18 protein-coding genes and 1 pseudogene are annotated in these 15,575 nt (G+C 44.0%); 11 read left to right on the top strand and 8 right to left on the bottom strand.

The annotated features are described in order from the left end of the window. Positions 1-18: 18 nt before the first annotated feature. The 3 genes and pseudogenes from ACLFWI_RS00300 to ACLFWI_RS00310 all read right to left on the bottom strand — a co-directional run. Positions 19-362: pseudogene (locus ACLFWI_RS00300) on the bottom strand (ATP-binding protein); the annotation flags it as partial. Between the two features lie 241 nt (positions 363-603). Then, entirely contained in the window at positions 604-975 is a 372-nt protein-coding gene (locus ACLFWI_RS00305; RefSeq protein WP_446410897.1) for a hypothetical protein, read from the bottom strand. Positions 976-986: 11 nt separating this feature from the next. Next, on the bottom strand, positions 987-1,301 hold the full coding sequence (locus ACLFWI_RS00310; protein WP_446411246.1) for a TIGR03792 family protein: 315 nt from the start codon (positions 1,299-1,301) through the stop codon (positions 987-989). A gap of 217 nt (positions 1,302-1,518) precedes the next feature. Between ACLFWI_RS00310 and ACLFWI_RS00315 the strand changes: the two genes are divergently transcribed. Both ACLFWI_RS00315 and ACLFWI_RS00320 read left to right on the top strand, forming a co-directional pair. Continuing rightward, on the top strand, positions 1,519-1,842 hold the full coding sequence (locus ACLFWI_RS00315; protein WP_446357297.1) for a phasin family protein: 324 nt from the start codon (positions 1,519-1,521) through the stop codon (positions 1,840-1,842). Between the two features lie 27 nt (positions 1,843-1,869). Next, positions 1,870-2,421, top strand: a complete 552-nt coding sequence (locus tag ACLFWI_RS00320) for an FKBP-type peptidyl-prolyl cis-trans isomerase (RefSeq protein ID WP_446411233.1) — start codon at positions 1,870-1,872, stop codon at positions 2,419-2,421. Positions 2,422-2,551: 130 nt separating this feature from the next. On the opposite strand, the gene dnaB is transcribed toward ACLFWI_RS00320, so the two are convergent. The 3 genes from dnaB to gloB form a co-directional block, all read right to left on the bottom strand. After that, entirely contained in the window at positions 2,552-3,898 is a 1,347-nt protein-coding gene (dnaB, locus tag ACLFWI_RS00325; RefSeq protein ID WP_446411234.1) for a replicative DNA helicase, read from the bottom strand. 91 nt (positions 3,899-3,989) lie between these two features. Next, positions 3,990-4,448 carry a 50S ribosomal protein L9 gene (gene rplI, locus ACLFWI_RS00330; RefSeq protein ID WP_446409927.1) on the bottom strand — a complete coding sequence of 153 codons (459 nt, stop codon included), beginning with the start codon at positions 4,446-4,448 and terminating at the stop codon, positions 3,990-3,992. 118 nt (positions 4,449-4,566) lie between these two features. After that, on the bottom strand, positions 4,567-5,340 hold the full coding sequence (gene gloB / locus ACLFWI_RS00335) for a hydroxyacylglutathione hydrolase (RefSeq protein WP_446411235.1): 774 nt from the start codon (positions 5,338-5,340) through the stop codon (positions 4,567-4,569). Between the two features lie 233 nt (positions 5,341-5,573). Between gloB and ACLFWI_RS00340 the strand changes: the two genes are divergently transcribed. From ACLFWI_RS00340 to ACLFWI_RS00375, 8 genes are all read left to right on the top strand, one after another. Then, positions 5,574-5,780 carry a hypothetical protein gene (locus tag ACLFWI_RS00340; RefSeq protein WP_446374644.1) on the top strand — a complete coding sequence of 69 codons (207 nt, stop codon included), beginning with the start codon at positions 5,574-5,576 and terminating at the stop codon, positions 5,778-5,780. After that, positions 5,768-6,976 carry a glycosyltransferase family 4 protein gene (locus tag ACLFWI_RS00345; RefSeq protein ID WP_446411236.1) on the top strand — a complete coding sequence of 403 codons (1,209 nt, stop codon included), beginning with the start codon at positions 5,768-5,770 and terminating at the stop codon, positions 6,974-6,976. Before ACLFWI_RS00340 ends, ACLFWI_RS00345 begins: the two co-directional genes overlap by 13 nt. A 36-nt stretch (positions 6,977-7,012) precedes the next feature. Continuing rightward, positions 7,013-9,022 carry an ABC transporter ATP-binding protein gene (locus ACLFWI_RS00350; RefSeq protein WP_446411237.1) on the top strand — a complete coding sequence of 670 codons (2,010 nt, stop codon included), beginning with the start codon at positions 7,013-7,015 and terminating at the stop codon, positions 9,020-9,022. A 41-nt stretch (positions 9,023-9,063) separates the two neighbouring features. Beyond that, positions 9,064-10,233 (top strand): glycosyltransferase family 4 protein, encoded by a 1,170-nt coding sequence (locus tag ACLFWI_RS00355; RefSeq protein ID WP_446411238.1) that lies wholly within the window; start codon positions 9,064-9,066, stop codon positions 10,231-10,233. Between the two features lie 87 nt (positions 10,234-10,320). After that, positions 10,321-11,181 (top strand): hypothetical protein, encoded by an 861-nt coding sequence (locus ACLFWI_RS00360; RefSeq protein WP_446407879.1) that lies wholly within the window; start codon positions 10,321-10,323, stop codon positions 11,179-11,181. Positions 11,182-11,582: 401 nt separating this feature from the next. After that, positions 11,583-12,026 carry a 50S ribosomal protein L21 gene (gene rplU / locus ACLFWI_RS00365; RefSeq protein WP_446411239.1) on the top strand — a complete coding sequence of 148 codons (444 nt, stop codon included), beginning with the start codon at positions 11,583-11,585 and terminating at the stop codon, positions 12,024-12,026. Positions 12,027-12,187: 161 nt separating this feature from the next. Beyond that, the gene (rpmA, locus tag ACLFWI_RS00370; RefSeq protein WP_446339739.1) at positions 12,188-12,475 is read left to right on the top strand and encodes a 50S ribosomal protein L27; all 288 of its coding nucleotides are present in this window, start codon (positions 12,188-12,190) and stop codon (positions 12,473-12,475) included. Positions 12,476-12,597: 122 nt separating this feature from the next. Then, a complete protein-coding gene (locus tag ACLFWI_RS00375; RefSeq protein WP_006103223.1) occupies positions 12,598-12,735 on the top strand; it encodes a photosystem II reaction center protein K in 138 nt (45 codons plus the stop codon). 396 nt (positions 12,736-13,131) lie between these two features. On the opposite strand, the gene ACLFWI_RS00380 is transcribed toward ACLFWI_RS00375, so the two are convergent. Then, the gene (locus tag ACLFWI_RS00380) at positions 13,132-13,686 is read right to left on the bottom strand and encodes a glutathione S-transferase family protein (RefSeq protein ID WP_446411240.1); all 555 of its coding nucleotides are present in this window, start codon (positions 13,684-13,686) and stop codon (positions 13,132-13,134) included. 11 nt (positions 13,687-13,697) lie between these two features. Beyond that, a complete protein-coding gene (locus ACLFWI_RS00385; RefSeq protein ID WP_446411241.1) occupies positions 13,698-14,162 on the bottom strand; it encodes a hypothetical protein in 465 nt (154 codons plus the stop codon). Positions 14,163-14,655: 493 nt separating this feature from the next. Between ACLFWI_RS00385 and ACLFWI_RS00390 the strand changes: the two genes are divergently transcribed. Continuing rightward, the gene (locus tag ACLFWI_RS00390) at positions 14,656-15,360 is read left to right on the top strand and encodes a tetratricopeptide repeat protein (protein WP_446411242.1); all 705 of its coding nucleotides are present in this window, start codon (positions 14,656-14,658) and stop codon (positions 15,358-15,360) included. The last annotated feature ends 215 nt before the right edge of the window (positions 15,361-15,575 follow it).

Genomic DNA, 15,575 nt, shown 5'->3' on the forward strand with positions numbered 1-15,575 from the left:
GTCGGTTACCAATAATAGCGCGATCGCGAGTAAAATATCGGTAATATCCACATCAGTCAGATCCAAGTCTTGGGTAGACTCAAAATAGACGACATGAAAGCCTTGTGCCTCTAAGTCAGCTTGTAAGCGGCGTAACTCCGTAGACTTGCCACAGCCAATATGTCCCGTAAACAGTTGACAGGTTGGTTGATTGAGACGGGAGCGCAAAACAATCGTCCGTTCCAATGCTCCAATGCTTCAATAATCTTACCGCCCCGAACTGAAGCAAAATCAATATAATACTGCTTATCTTCAGGATTCGCGATCGCGAGGGTTTTACTCGGATCACAAGCATCAAAGAATCTCAAAAAATCTAATTCCATTTTTTCACAATAGTGCGCTCACTATTGATAGCGGGTTACAATTAGACCGCAGGCTTCAAGGAAAAAGTACCTAGCGATTGGAAATCGCGGCTACACAAACAAAGCCTACCTCCGCAGGCTAAATTAAGTCCTTACCTTGCGGACTTAGTTTGTATAGCCACAGACTAGAAGTCTGTGGGCAATTTACTACGGCATTTCCCCGATTGGGCATAAAAAGCGATTTAATTCAAAGTGTAACCACTCAGGAGTTAGAGAGTAAAGTAAACACTATACTAACAGCAAGCAATCCCAGTAACCCGACTACGGCTGGGTGACGCTGACACCACAATTTTGCCGCTTGTAAGAGAGTACGACGCGGCATATAAATCGACTCAGGTTCGAGCGGAGACTGGTCTTTATCCGTGTAAAGGGTACATTCCTTGGCATAAGGACGTTGAGGAAACGTACAAGTATCATCAGCATGATAGAGACAGGTTTGACACAAATACTCTGGTTCCACGGCTCGGTGTAAGGTAATACCCGGATGACCGTAGGCTTTGAGAATCATGCCACAATGAGGACAAGTAATTTCTCGATTAGTGATAGATTGATGGCAACGGGGACAATTGGGCATCAGGTCTAACGTCAGCTGGGTGTTTGGGGGAATTTTCTCACTTGATATTCACTCGCCTGAATCATCTGATACGCTTTGCCAAACTCTTGGTCGAACCGCTTTTGGGTTCTCTCCAACTGCTCTTGTGGAACAGCTTTCCACTGTTCACGGCTTGTCCAACGAATGATCAGGATGACTTCGGTGGGTGTTTCTGGCTCAATCCAGACTTCTTTGCTGATAAATCCCGGACAGCGAGCCAGCATCGATGTCCAGATTTCGGCATCTTTCTGAATAAAGGTTTCCCGAAGTTCGGGCGAGACTCTAATTTTAAGATACTCAATTACCATATAAGACGCTTGATCGGTTACTGGGCAAACGGTTGAATCATACCAAGTTGAAGTCACAGATAGTCGTTTCTCTGCTGTTAGTTAACCCCTGCTTCTCGCTTCAGGGTGGGTAAACACGGCAGCAGTTGTGGGCAAGATAGCACAAAATGGAACTGGGGGTTGGAATCAACCTCCCTTCCCCTATCCTGGGGTTAGCACCGAGTTACAGGAACAGCGTATGGATAATAGAGATTGGCTGAAGCAGTTATTGATGGTTGGTGTAGGCACAACGTCAATGGTTGCAGACAAACTACGAGAAGTTAGCGATGAATGGGTAAAAGATGGAAAAATTAATCCAGAGCAAGCCCAAGGATTCGTTGATGATATGGTGCAGCAGATCAAATCGGAACAAGGTAACTTTGAAGTCAACATGGAACGACAACTACGGAACCTGTTGCAGGAGTTAGGTGTGCCTCGGCAAACAGAAGTGGATGAATTGCGTGGGCGCATTGATAGGTTGGAACGTCAAGTGCGGGATCTAGAAAATAAGCTGTGGCGTTAATCAAACATTGAATTAGGAGGATAGATTTTGAGAGATATTCTAATCAGCTTAGGTGTTATTGTTGCCTGTGGATTGTTGTTGGTCATGACTCAACTTAGTCGTGGGAGTGCAACCGCCGATGAACTCAACCCAACCCAACCTCAACCCCTAACCCAAGTTACCCAGGCTAAACCCATCCCTGAAAATCAATCAATTGCTATGAGTACGGATTCAACTGAGGAACAGAACACCGATCAGGAGGTTGTAACCACACCATCGGGTTTGAAATATATCGAACTCAAAGAAGGTGAAGGCGCACAACCCCAAAAAGGTCAAACCGTTGTGGTTCACTATACCGGAACCCTGGAGGATGGCACCAAGTTTGATAGTTCCCGCGATCGCAACCGTCCTTTTTCCTTTAAACTCGGTGTAGGACGGGTGATCAAAGGCTGGGATGAAGGTGTTGCCACGATGAAAGTGGGCGGACGTCGGCGGCTAATCGTTCCCCCGGAATTGGGGTATGGTTCTCGTGGTGCAGGTGGCGTGATTCCACCCAACGCGACTCTAATTTTCGATGTGGAATTACTAAAAATTAGCTGACTTAAGCTTTTAGCCTTGGGTTTAAACCCAAGGCGGCTGGTGAGACATAAGACGAATGACATAAGACGAATGACAAATGACAAATGACAAATGACAAATGACAAATGACAAATGACAAATGACTAAATAATCACTGATTGGGATTGGCAAGATTGCGGAAGCGAGTATACTGAGGGTCGAAAATCAACTTCACGACACCAGTTGGACCATTGCGATGTTTGGTAATAATCACTTCCGTGATCCCTTGATCGGGTGTATCCGGATGGTAATACTCATCCCGGTACAACATAATCACTAAGTCCGCATCTTGCTCAATCGAACCCGACTCTCTCAAATCGGACATCATCGGTCGCTTATTCGTCCGCGCCTCTACCCCTCGACTAAGCTGAGATAAGGCAATCACAGGAGTATTCAGTTCGCGGGCTAACCCTTTGAGAGAACGGGTAATCCGAGACAATTCTTGGACTCGATTTTCACTACCACTTCCTTCCATTAACTGCAAGTAATCAATCAAAACCAATCCCAGCGTTCCCCCTTGTTCTGCCTGGAGACGCCGCAGATTGGATCGCATCTGCATAACAGTGGGGTTAGGCGTATCCTCGATAAAAATGGGTAATTCTGATAACGTTCCCAGCGCATGGGAGAGGGGTTCCCATTGATTTTGAGTAATTCGCCCCGTTCGCAAATAGTTACTTTCAATGCCCGCCTCGCTGGATAAAAGCCGCTGCACTAATTGCGCCTTGGACATTTCTAAACTAAAAATTGCGACAGGAAATCTATCGGCAATATTGCGAGCCATAGCCAACGCAAAGCTAGTTTTACCCATTGAGGGTCTTCCCGCCACAATAATTAAATCAGAACGCCCAAACCCACCCGTTATCGCATCCAAGTCATAGAAATTAGAGGGTATACCGGGTAAGGCAAGTCCTTCATGAAGCGTTTCGATTTCCTGAAAGGCTTGAATTAATGTCTCAGAGATTGGCACTAACCCTTGTTGTGGACGCACCTGAGTCAAATTGAAAATTTTCTGTTCCGCTTGGTCAAGAACAAAGTCCAATTCCTTATGCATCTCGTAACCCAATTGAACAATCTCATTTCCCGATTGGATGAGTTGACGGCGCAGGTACTTATCCATCACCAACGCTGCGTAGCGGTCAATATTCACGGCTGACACCGTGCGTTCAATTAACTGCGCTATCTTGCTCTGACCCCCCACCTTGTCTAATAATTTATGGTCATACAACCAAGAGGTAACGCTCATGAAATCCGTTGGCTTACCTTCATGGTGCAGAATGAAGGCAGATCGATAGATTTCTTGGTGAGTGCTAACGTAGAAGGCTTCTGGAGATAATAAATCTACCACTCGACTCATGGCTTCAGGATCAAGCATGATCCCACCCAAAATAGACTCCTCCGCCTCGATGTTTTGAGGCGGTATAGAGCTAGTGATGATTGAAAGGTCAAAATTTAAAGCCATCGCCAGAGATAGCGAGTACAACAAGGCAGAGGGTAGGGGAGTAGGGGAACCCGCCCCTACATCCGGAGTAGAGACGTAGCATGCTACGTCTCTACATCGGAGCAACGTGAATTTCTATAACCGCCGTAACTTCTGGATGCAGTTTGACTTGTGCCTTGTAGAAACCGAGCTTGCTGATATCGGGAAGCGTGATTCCCCGACGATCTACCTCTTGGTTTGTGGTTTCTTGAATGGCTTCTGCTACATCAGCTGCCGTAACCGTACCAAAGATTGCCTCTTGTTCACCCACTTGCTTGCGGATGGTAAAGCGACCAATGGTTTCTAATGCTGTCTTACGGGCTTCAGCTTGCTGCTTTTGTTCGAGTAAACGTTGTCGCTCTTGTTCTTTACGCCGCTCAACTTGCTTGAGAATACCAGCAGTGGCTAAGGTTCCAATCCCATGGGGAATTAAATAATTACGAGCATAGCCAGGAGCGACGTCCACCAGTTCGCCGGATTTGCCTAGCTTCCTAACGTCTTGATTTAAAACTAACTGTACACGTTTTGCCATTGTCTTTTTTGGGTACGGGCTATTTAACTTAGAGTATTGATGCTTACTCAGAACTCCAATTATACGAAAATTTGGGATTCGTGTAGAGACGTACCATGCTACGTCTCTACACCCTGGGTTAAAACTGATCCTTCATTCCCCGCAATCGGGCAAAGGTTTGCACGGGTTCTGTACTGTTGACCGCTGCTTGGATTGTTGGTTGTTCCCAGCGCAAGAAGGGATTCGTCCGTTTTTCGACGCCCAGTAAGGAGGGGACTGTTGCCTCTTTTCGATGACGAGCCGCTTCAATGTCAGTATAACGGCTTTGCAGGTCTGGGTTGTTGGGATCAACGGTGCGAGCAAATTTGAGATTTTTTAGGGTGTATTCATGGGCGCACCAGACACGGGTGTTGTCCGGTAACCTTCGCAGCTTACTCAAGGAATCAACCATTTGCTTGGGTGTCCCTTCAAAAAGCCTGCCACATCCTCCGGCAAATATGGTGTCACCACAGAATAATTCACCCACATCATCGCTGGTGACCGGGGGAAAATAGTAGGCAATATGTCCGCTCGTATGACCGGGAACAAAAAAGACCTCAGCCGTGCGATCGCTAAACTGAACCTGGTCTCCCTCTTGTAAAAATACCTGTTGTCCCGGAATTCTGCCACGATCTTGGGTTCCCCCATAGACACAGACATCAGGATATCGCTGGATTAACTCTTGATTTCCACCCACATGATCCCAATGATGATGAGTGTTAAAAATTGTTACTAACTCTGCACCCAGTTTTTCCAGATGCTGTAATACAGGTTGAGCCTCGGCTGGATCAACCACAGCAGCAATGTTCTGTTTTGGTTCATGCAGCAAAAAGATATAGTTATCCGAAAGGGCTGGTAGTCGGTGGACTTGCATCTATTTCGTTCCTCCTCAGGAAAATCTATCGTCAATCTATTTTCTGTATTCAGATGTAAACCACCTCAATGGCAAATCGCCTAGATAGGGATTAGATTAGAATGGAAATACTCAAGAGCCTTTAACCTTCATACTATCTCTACTGCCGCCAACTCAGCTTGAGATGACGAACCTCGGTTAACTAGGCTATCGTAGTCGAAAATCTAGGTCACCGCAAAAAAGACTAACCGCCCATGGCAGGAACTGTTCAACGCCCCTCTAGTCCCGCGATCGCCCCAATTGTTGATCGGATTCTCGATACGGGTCAATTGAGCCGTTGGGAGTATCTTCAGTTGGTGACTACGATGCTTTCTGATTATAAAGTTACGGAAGAGGAACGTAGTTATATTAATCGTGTCTTGGATGAACGGCAAATGGGACGACTACAGTGGATCAGTTAAAAACAAGCAAATCGTTGAAACCAAAGCGGAAAATTTCATTAGTTGTCAGTGACTTATCAAGCAGTGGATCTGGCAGGTGGGGCGGAGCCGTGCGACCTTTTTTATTGTATAAAGCTCTCAAAAGACTCAATTATGAAGTCGAAGTTATCGGATTTGTTCCCCACGAGCAGAGTCCAGATATTCCGCCTTCTGAAATTCCTATTGTTACAATTCCCGCTGATAATTATCCAAAATTTATTATTTCAATCAATACTCTAATTAAGAATATTCAAGGAAATATTATTTATGCCAGCAAATTAAAACCAACAAGTTTTGGTGTTGCCCTTATTCAAAAATTTAAAACCCGATGTCCTGTTCTCTTAGATATAGACGATTGGGAGTTAAGTTGGTACGGAGGTGATAACTGGACATACCGTCCTAGCTTAAAACAATTCGCTAGAGATATTTTAAAACCTGAAGGCGCTCTCAGAAATCCGAATCATCCTGTTTATTTAAGGTTGATAGAAGGTTTGGCTTCCCAAGCTGATGTGATCACAACTCATACCCATTTCATGCAAGAACGTTTTGGTGGTGTATATCTACCTCAGGGCAAAGATACGACAGTGTTTGACCCCAGTCACTATAATCCAGAAATCAGTAGAAGACGATATGATCTGGCTGACTATCGAGTTCTCATGTTTCCAGGAGCGCCACGCCCTTATAAAGGTGTAGAAGATGTTTTAATCGCGCTTGATCAATTAAATGAGTCCGACTTAAGGCTTGTAATTGTCGGAGGTAGTCCTTACGATGATTATGACCATCAACTCATGGAAAAATGGGGACATTGGATGATCAAGCTACCAAGGTTACCTGTGTCAGCAATGCCTGAAGTTGTTGCAGCGGCTCATATTGTGGTCGTTCCTCAGCGAGATACTCCAGCCGCTAAAGCTCAGTTTCCGCTGAAACTAACCGATGCTATGGCAATGGGTAAACCAATTTTATCCACCCGCGTTGGCGACATTCCGGAAATTTTAGCAGACACTGGTTATCTGGTTGATGCCAGTTCTCCTGAACAAATTGCTGATAAAATTCGGTGGATATTTCAAAACTACCAAGAAGCAATTGAGCGAGGAAAAAAAGCGAGAAAAAGGTGTATGGAGTGTTACAGTATAGATAAAATGGCAGATATACTATCTGAAGTGATTAGTAAATTATAGTTTTAAGTATTGATCATACTAAACAAATAAGACTCTATGGCTTCCAATTTATTATCAAAAGTTATTAGACGATATCCGATTCGAGTAGCGACAACAGTTCTGTTAGGATTATCGGGTGGATTATTTAACGGTATTGGTACAGCCCTAATCGCTCCGATAATTTTAAATCTTTTAGGTATAGATTTAGATTTAAAAAGTGGTCCGCCCATTCTCCAGGCGATTATGTCTCCCTTTAATAACCTGCCCGGAAATTATCGACTGGTAGCGATGGCGGGAGCTATTGTGGGACTAATTATTTTAAAAAATCTTTCTAATTATGCCAGTACATTAGCCTCCAGTTCGTTAAGACGCCGAATAACCTGTGATTTACGTGAAGCAGGAGTGAAATTATTACTAGACGTAGATATAGATTTTCACTCTCGCATGAAAGTCGGCGATCTAGTGAATCGCCTAGGGACAGAAATCGGTCGAGCCGCTGGGGAAGTCAGCACCCTACTGAATATGATGGTGACGGTGACGAATGCCTTAGTATTTCTCGCCTTACTACTGGCTCTTTCCTGGCAATTAACGTTAGCTTCAACAGTTTTAGTTGCTATTGTTGCGTTAGTCAATCAATACTCAATTAGTCGTGCCAAAGAATTTGGCAAACAGCTATCAAGTCTGTCAAAAGCTTATTCGATTGCCGTGCTAGAAACGTTAAGCGGAATTCGACTGGTTAAATCTACCGGTAATGATGAGAGAGAGTATCAACGAATCCGGAAGCTAATCCGCGATCGCGAAAAGGCAGATTTTAAATCCCAGGCAAACAATGCAGCCATAGGACCTGTTGGTGAAGTGACTAGCATTGTCGGTTTGCTGGGAATTGTGTTTATGGGGCGAATATTTTTTGCTAGTCAGATCGAGGCTCTATCGGCGGTATTATTAAGTTTTCTAATCTTACTGCAACGGCTCTTACCGTTAATTTCTCAGTTAAACAGAGCTAGGGGTTCCTTAGCGAATAGTTCAGCCAGTGTGGAAGTAGCACATGACTTCTTGCGTCATGATAATAAGCCCTTTATGCAGCCAGGTTCTCAGCCTTATCATCCCTTAAAAAAAGGAATTTATTTTCATCAGCTATCGTTTGCCTATCCGACTCAACCGAACAAGTTAGTGTTAAAAGAGGTTAATTTAGACTTACCTCGTGGGACAACGTTAGCGTTAGTGGGAGCATCTGGTGCCGGTAAGTCAACGTTAGCTGATTTATTACCACGATTTTATGATCCCACAGAGGGTAGTATTACCCTAGATGGAATCGATTTGCGGGAGTTTGATATCAAAAGTCTCCGCAATAATATGGGAATTGTTAGCCAGGATACTTTTTTGTTCAATACCTCGGTTCACGATAATATTGCTTATGCTCGACCGGATGCTTCTCGAAAAGAGGTCGTTGAAGCAGCGCGACGGGCGAATGCCTTAGAATTTATTGAACAACTCCCTGGGGGGTTTGATACGATGATTGGCGATCGCGGGGTGTTATTATCAGGAGGACAGCGTCAGCGCCTTGCCATCGCCCGCGCTCTGTTGCAAAATCCAGATATTTTGATTCTGGACGAAGCTACGAGTGCATTAGATACGGTTTCTGAGCGTTTGGTGCAAGAAGCGCTGGAGGAATTGAGTCGCGATCGCACAACTCTGGTTATTGCTCACCGCCTTTCCACTGTGCAAAATGCTGATCAAATTGCGGTTTTAGAGAAAGGGTGTGTGGTGGAAGTCGGGAAACATGAGGAACTTTTACGCAAAGGAGGATATTATGCACGGTTGTATCAGATGCAATTTGCTGAACATCCTCAAGGTACGCCCACTACAAATCCGGCTTTAATGAAAGCATCTCACGAAGTCCGAACCATGCTCAATTCCATGCTCGGTTCTATCCGGTTGTTAGCAGATGACTTAGTAGATACCCCAGAAGAGGAGAATGAATTACTAGAAGAATCTTATAGTTCAGCTATAAATATTCTTAATACTATTGAATTATTTGAAAATAGTGCTAAGATCGTAAAAAAATAGACATATTCCTCTTCAAATTCTTAAAAAAATATAACAATCAGATGAATAAATATTATATTTTTTTCACAAGAAATGTTTTACCTAAACCAGAAGCTCATATAGTTCATGATGTTAATACTGCTAATGCAGCAGCAAACCTAGGCTATCCCGCTGTCTTAGTCTATCTTCAGAAACCACAGCAATCCCTTAATCCCATTGACTGGATTTATCCATTTCGCCTGAGCCAGCCAGAGGAAAAAATCGTTAAATATTACAATATTGACAATAAACTTAAAGTTATTCCCCTAGCTATGCCGTGGCCCATTGGTCGAATTGGAGGAAAGTGGACTCACCCCAGTACGATAGTTTGCAAGTACTATTTTCCTATTCATATTTTTCCTCATACTAAAATTTTGCATACTTTAGATTGGAATTTGGTGAAAGCAGCTATTCGATCGGGTATTGCAGTTATTTACGAGCGAGAACACTATCCCAACCATAAATATGATCAAGACATTGTTCAAAATCCTCTCTTTCAAGTAGCGGTCACTGTTGCCGAACCTGTGCGCGAGAAAATGATTCAAAAGGGCATGCCACCCGATAAAATACTCAAGCTTCATCTTAGTTTTAATCAATCATTTCTAGTTCGACAACCTGCAAAAGCTAAACAATGGCGACAAAAGTTGCTAACCGAGGGACGACAAAACCTGGTAGTATATTCAGGAGGATTGTATAGATTTAAAGGGGTTGATCTGCTAATTGATGTTGCTAAAAAATTACCCCAGATTCAATTTGCCTTTGCTGGAGGAGATGAACCGCAGGTACAAGCCTATCGTCAACTAGCCAGGGAAAAACAAGCGGATAATGTTGCGTTTTTAGGCTACATTCAGCACGAACATTTACCTAGTTTACTGCAAGCTGCCGATATCTTAGCTCATCCTCACTGTTCGGGCGAAGCAGCAACGTTTACCTCACCCCTCAAATTTTTTGAATATTTGGCGTCTGGAACTCCTATTGTAGCAACAGAGATACCTCCATTAATGGAATTTAAAGAGGCAAATATTATTGCTGGCTGGTGTGAACCCGATCATTCAACTCGATACGCTCAATGCCTTAATCAAGTGTTAAACAATTATCCTCGAAAAATTGATGGTTATGTAGAACAGATTAATTTTGCACGTCAGTTTTCTTGGGAAAGTAGAATGGCTAAGATAATGAAGTATGTAGAATAACCTATAATTATTACTATCATTTGCTAATACTATAAACCTGTAGAATCCATCCGATTAGCTATCATTATTTAATACTTAGGAAATAAAATGCAATCTAAAGAAAAAGGATTTGTCACAATCTTAACAGGAGTTTATGCCTTCCAAGACTGTATTCATTTTTTAAGTTCAGTTAGGAAATTTCACCAAGATCCAATTTTAATTCTAATTGATCGTGTCCCGAAGTTCTTAACTCCTCTCCTACAAGGTTTCGGAAATGTGATATTGAAAGAGAGTCCTGCTGATGAAAATCCAGTTTTAGCCGCCAGAAAAGCTAAAGTTGCTTTATATAATGAGTCTCCTTTTGAGAAAACAATATTCATGGATAACGATATTTGCTTGCTTTCTAACATTGATGAGGTATTTAGCTATCTGGATAAATTTGATTTATTAGTCACTAAAGATGTTCGACCTTTCATTACTGATGCCTCAAACTTACTGAGAGTTAAACAAGATCTTGAAACTAAGTATGATGTTTTACCAGTTCTTCAATCTGTAGGACTTCCCTTAACAGAAGGTAGTGTCCAGTATAATAGTGGAATGATTGCGTTTCGGAAAAAGTATAACAATAAGATTTTATTTGATAAATACAAAGAGTATCTAGAACTTATTATTAAAAATCAAGATATTCTTCTTTTAAGAGATCAAGGTGCTTTTGCTGCTGCTATTGAATTTGTCAAGCCAAGCCTAAAAGTTTTACCTCCCAATTATAACTATTTAACTATGTATAAGGATTTTTATGAAGGAATATATGAACCGATAAAAGTACTCCACTGTACTTATATTCATCGACCTCAATATGCTAAAAATATTACTAAATCAATTTACATGAGAGTTTTTGATAGATTAGCTAAACTTTTTTTACCTTCTAGAAATAAAAATCCGTGGCGTCGTAAGAAGGCAAATTATTAGAAAAATCCGTTAAATTCATTTAGTATAAAATTATAAATTATTTACTATTGCTCAAGTTTATTGTCGCTCTAACTCTTGGATCAAGATGAGGTATTGCTAATTTGGGGAAATAACTTCATAATACTTGACGCGACCTTGTCTAATCAAGGATGATAGTTAACTGCGTGTATATTCCTGCTCGGATCAGGTCAAGATATACCAAAGGCTGCTCAAAGCGTTAGAGCGCAAGCGATTTATCGCCCCTCTACATGAGTAGGACTAAAGTAAAAGACGTCATGTCGAGTACAACCGCAAGCTAGATAGGAATCACGCTTGCCTATCCTGACCATAACGACCCAATACGTCAGTCCTAACTCGTTAATGAGCTAGCTACCTGTACGGCTACATATAAGGACAATCCCATGAGTTACGCAATTATTGAGACAGGCGGAAAACAACTACGAGTTGAACCTGGTCGTTTTTACGACATTGAACTCCTACCCGTTGAACCCGAAGAAAAAGTTACGATTGAACGGGTGTTGCTGGTTGAAAATAATGGTGACGTCACCATTGGTCAGCCTTGGGTTGATGGAGCAACCGTTGAAGGCACGGTGATGCGACATTTTCGCGATCGCAAAATCCTGGTTTACAAGATGAAGCCGAAGAAGAAAACCCGCAAAAAGCGGGGACATCGCCAGGAAATTACCCGCCTGATGGTTGATGCTATCAGTATGAATGGTTCAGTGTTAGCGGGTACTAGCGCTGAATCCACAGAAACACCGACTTCTGAGACTCCTGTAGAGGTAATGCCAACTGAGGCTGAGGAGTCAGCCCCGGAAGCAACACCGGAAACTGCTTCAGAATAAGAATAGGAATCCACTCACACCAAATCCGCCTTGATCACTCCATGCAAGAGGAGGCGATTGAAATCGCTGCTACACAAGCAAAGTCCGCCTACGCGGACTAAGTTATAACCAAGGTAGCGTTCCCCGGATTTGGTATCACACCATTAAAACAAGAGGAGACTATGGCTCACAAGAAAGGTACAGGTAGTACTCGTAACGGTCGTGACTCTAATGCCAAGCGGCTAGGAGTTAAACGCTTTGGCGGTCAAGTTGTCAAAGCAGGTAACATTTTAGTGCGTCAGCGGGGTACCAAATTTCACCCCGGTACCAATGTTGGTCGTGGCAAAGATGATACTCTATTTGCCCTGATTGATGGCACGGTGACGTTTGAGAGAAAGGGTAAATCTGGCAAGAAAGTCAGCATTTATCCAGTTGCGGCTGAAGCTGAATTGGCAACAGCTCAGGTTTAGATTTGTAGGTTGGGTCTCTTCCCTAGACCCAACCTACCCCCTGAAGCTAGCTCAGTTGTAACCCAGTTCATGTTAAGATCCATTTCAATTCTGAAAATTCGTTTAGAAAGGAAGACTTAACTATGGAAGCAGCCATGCTGTTGGCGAAATTGCCTGAAGCCTACTCTATCTTTGACCCTATCGTAGATGTTCTCCCAGTCATCCCCGTCTTTTTCTTGCTGCTAGCGTTTGTTTGGCAAGCGGCTGTGGGTTTCCGGTAAATCAATAAAATCAATTATGGCAAGGACACCCAGTTAGGGAAAATGGCACTGACTTTAGAGTTTGTAGTAAGCGATGCGAAGGCTTCTGGCACGCTTCGTGCCTACTACGAACCCAGCTTAAGTCAGCAGCATTCCAGTTAGGGGTGTCCTGATTCATATTCCACAGCTTTACATATTTAGGGCTTGCTGCACAAAGTCCAAACTGCAAAGCCCATAAATGCTTTGAGCTTTATTGATAGGGGATTTGATTCAAGGAAATCGGGTAGCATCCTTCAACTGTATGGCATCACCTTGCTCAGGAAAAATGTACCCTTGCTCCCCCAGCTCCCAGACGTGCCATGGCACGTCTCTACATTGCTTCCCCAGCTTCCCCCGCTCCCCTTCAGCAGCCCCTATTTAGCTGCGTCCGCCAATCGTTTTCTGAAACGCCGATCGCTCACCAAGGCGTTTAATATAGTCTGAGATAGCTGGGTACTCGCTCAGGTCAAGCTGTAACATGATCGGGATATAACTCAAATACGATCCCACAGCCACATCAGCGACACTAAACTTATCTCCCAATAAGAACGGTTGATTCTGTAAACGTTGCTCAAGCGGGGGAAATAATTTCGGCATTTCCCGCTCTCGACTCGCCTCCACAAAAATTCCCGGACCAAGCGTCGCATTGGCAAACAAAATCCATTGAGCTATGGTTGCTTGCTCCTCCAATCCGTTCAGGTTGCCATATTTTTGAGCCAGGTAGAGCAAAATTGCTCCCGACTCCCACAGTTGGAAATCCTCATCCATAATGGCGGGAACTTTTCCCATGGGATTAATCGCCAGATAATCCGGCTGGCGATGTTCTCCAGCTTCCATGTCCAACAGTACATAGTCGTAGGGAATGCCCAATTCTTCTAAATACCACTGGACAATTGACGCCCGACTGCGGGAGCCACCATAAAGTTTTAGCATCGTCGTTTGGGTTAAAGAACTTTGTGAGTGTATTCGTGCTGTTTAACGTCGTCTTCCTTACGCACAACTCGTATCTGATTCAGCACCCGCTTGCGTTCGATGGAGTAATTGAAATCATCGCGCATTGTACCGGGGGGAATGTGGACTTGTGCCTCCGGACGAGTTTTGTACGTGCGAGCTGCTGCGATCGCGCGGGCAATAAAATCATCGCAAAAATGAGCCTCTGCGGGAAATTCCGGCGGTTTTTCTGGGGTGTCACCACTGATCACCTCGCCCAGTGTGGTGCCACGCGCCATGGAATAGGAGGTCGGAATCCCTTTGAGAACTGCCTCCAGAGCCGCCGAGGGAATCGGTTCCAGGATTTTCACCTCCTCAACTTCACCCTCTTGTTTCAAGAAGCAGGTGGCTAACCCTACCACTAAATAGTTATCTGCACTAACGTCAGGAGCATTCTGTAATGCTGTTGTGGTTGCCATATTTTCAGTGTCCTTAACTATTCCCAACCCAAACCAATCAGTTACTTGGGTTGCATTTTACCACCTTCTAGACTGGATATTCTTTATTTGTGAGTTAGACTGGGCAATCACTTGCTGGGGAATGTAAAGAAACGTTGCAGATTTCTGGCAGGTTACCGTTAGCCCTGTAAGGTTGGGGGACGGAGCATCGCCAGATGGCAATAAAGGTTTGAGTGCTGATTGCGATTGTGCCAATTTTTGTAGGTTCACACAGCTAGCGGGGTGAACAACACCCAGGATAGAGGGAATGACTCAGCTTCATTCATTAAGATTTCAGGAAAGCAGCTAAGCTGTGCTGTAGATTTCTCATAGAACATCAATACGTTGGGTTGGCTGGTGATTATGAAGAGGAGTAAAGACGCCTCAGGAAGTGACACACCGACACCAACTCGCGGGGTGCAGCCAGACTTAAGGTTGATTGTAGATAGACCGCAGGTGTTGTTGGAGAACGATTATGAACGCTCATGTATTTATCAAAGGCGATGAAGAGAATAGACAATGGATTCCCATGTCCCGCCGGAAACCCCAGCCTTTACCCAGGATTACACTAACCCCTCGAACCCCTGACCACCTTTCGATTAAAAATTTACGCACCTCAGCTCAACGCAAAGCCAAACAGGGAGAGTACAGGAGTGCGATCGCGCTTTTGAGTCAGGCAATTAAACATCATCCTACCCACGCCATTGACTATAACAACCGAGGATTGATTTACTTCCAAATGGGTCAGCGTCAAAAAGCTTTAAACGATTACAACCGAGCCTTACAACTCAATCCCGAATTGGACAGCGCTTACAATAATCGCGGCAATTACTATGCTGCTACGGGACAATTAGCCAAAGCACTCGCCGATTACGAAAAAGCATTGGATCTCAATCCGCGTAATGTTCGCACTTGGATTAACCAAGCCATCACGTTTCGGGAACTAGGACTTTATGACCTCGCCATCGAAAACCTGGACTTGGCTTTAATCCTGGGATGCCTACAAAACCACATCTATGCCGAACGAGGTCGTACCTATCATCTCCGGGGAGACTGGAACTGCGCGATCGCTGACTATCAACGTGCCCTCTCTCAACTCCCTGTGTCAGGAAACTCGGGTCGTCTGCGCCAGAAAGTTGAAGCCTGGATGGGTGAGTTGCTTGATCCCTTAAGCGCATGAATTCAAACCTCAACAGGGGGTTGAAACTGTTCCCTATTCCCTGTTCACTTATCACCGCCGATTTACCGCTATCAGCGATTCTGGTTGAAACTGTTCCCTGTTCCCCGTTCCCTGTTCCCCGTTCCCTGTTCCCTCTCCCCACCACAAAACTTATTCAGCCGCCCCTATTTAGTTATCGGGCATGAGACGTCGATCTTCCCAGACGACTTGACGCT

Origin of the sequence: Coleofasciculus sp., from assembly GCF_046539235.1 — a bacterium.
Classification (GTDB): domain Bacteria; phylum Cyanobacteriota; class Cyanobacteriia; order Cyanobacteriales; family Coleofasciculaceae; genus Coleofasciculus.

What these genes read in the sequence shown, in the direction of transcription:
- ACLFWI_RS00305 (WP_446410897.1), bottom strand. Translation starts at nt 975, where the DNA reads ATGCCCAATTGTCCCCGTTGCCATCAATCTATCACTAATCGAGAAATT.
- ACLFWI_RS00310 (WP_446411246.1), bottom strand. Translation starts at nt 1,301, where the DNA reads ATGGTAATTGAGTATCTTAAAATTAGAGTCTCGCCCGAACTTCGGGAA.
- ACLFWI_RS00315 (WP_446357297.1), top strand. Translation starts at nt 1,519, where the DNA reads ATGGATAATAGAGATTGGCTGAAGCAGTTATTGATGGTTGGTGTAGGC.
- dnaB (WP_446411234.1), bottom strand. Translation starts at nt 3,898, where the DNA reads ATGGCTTTAAATTTTGACCTTTCAATCATCACTAGCTCTATACCGCCT.
- rplI (WP_446409927.1), bottom strand. Translation starts at nt 4,448, where the DNA reads ATGGCAAAACGTGTACAGTTAGTTTTAAATCAAGACGTTAGGAAGCTA.
- gloB (WP_446411235.1), bottom strand. Translation starts at nt 5,340, where the DNA reads ATGCAAGTCCACCGACTACCAGCCCTTTCGGATAACTATATCTTTTTG.
- ACLFWI_RS00340 (WP_446374644.1), top strand. Translation starts at nt 5,574, where the DNA reads ATGGCAGGAACTGTTCAACGCCCCTCTAGTCCCGCGATCGCCCCAATT.
- ACLFWI_RS00350 (WP_446411237.1), top strand. Translation starts at nt 7,013, where the DNA reads ATGGCTTCCAATTTATTATCAAAAGTTATTAGACGATATCCGATTCGA.
- ACLFWI_RS00355 (WP_446411238.1), top strand. Translation starts at nt 9,064, where the DNA reads ATGAATAAATATTATATTTTTTTCACAAGAAATGTTTTACCTAAACCA.
- ACLFWI_RS00360 (WP_446407879.1), top strand. Translation starts at nt 10,321, where the DNA reads ATGCAATCTAAAGAAAAAGGATTTGTCACAATCTTAACAGGAGTTTAT.
- rplU (WP_446411239.1), top strand. Translation starts at nt 11,583, where the DNA reads ATGAGTTACGCAATTATTGAGACAGGCGGAAAACAACTACGAGTTGAA.
- rpmA (WP_446339739.1), top strand. Translation starts at nt 12,188, where the DNA reads ATGGCTCACAAGAAAGGTACAGGTAGTACTCGTAACGGTCGTGACTCT.
- ACLFWI_RS00375 (WP_006103223.1), top strand. Translation starts at nt 12,598, where the DNA reads ATGGAAGCAGCCATGCTGTTGGCGAAATTGCCTGAAGCCTACTCTATC.
- ACLFWI_RS00380 (WP_446411240.1), bottom strand. Translation starts at nt 13,686, where the DNA reads ATGCTAAAACTTTATGGTGGCTCCCGCAGTCGGGCGTCAATTGTCCAG.
- ACLFWI_RS00385 (WP_446411241.1), bottom strand. Translation starts at nt 14,162, where the DNA reads ATGGCAACCACAACAGCATTACAGAATGCTCCTGACGTTAGTGCAGAT.
- ACLFWI_RS00390 (WP_446411242.1), top strand. Translation starts at nt 14,656, where the DNA reads ATGAACGCTCATGTATTTATCAAAGGCGATGAAGAGAATAGACAATGG.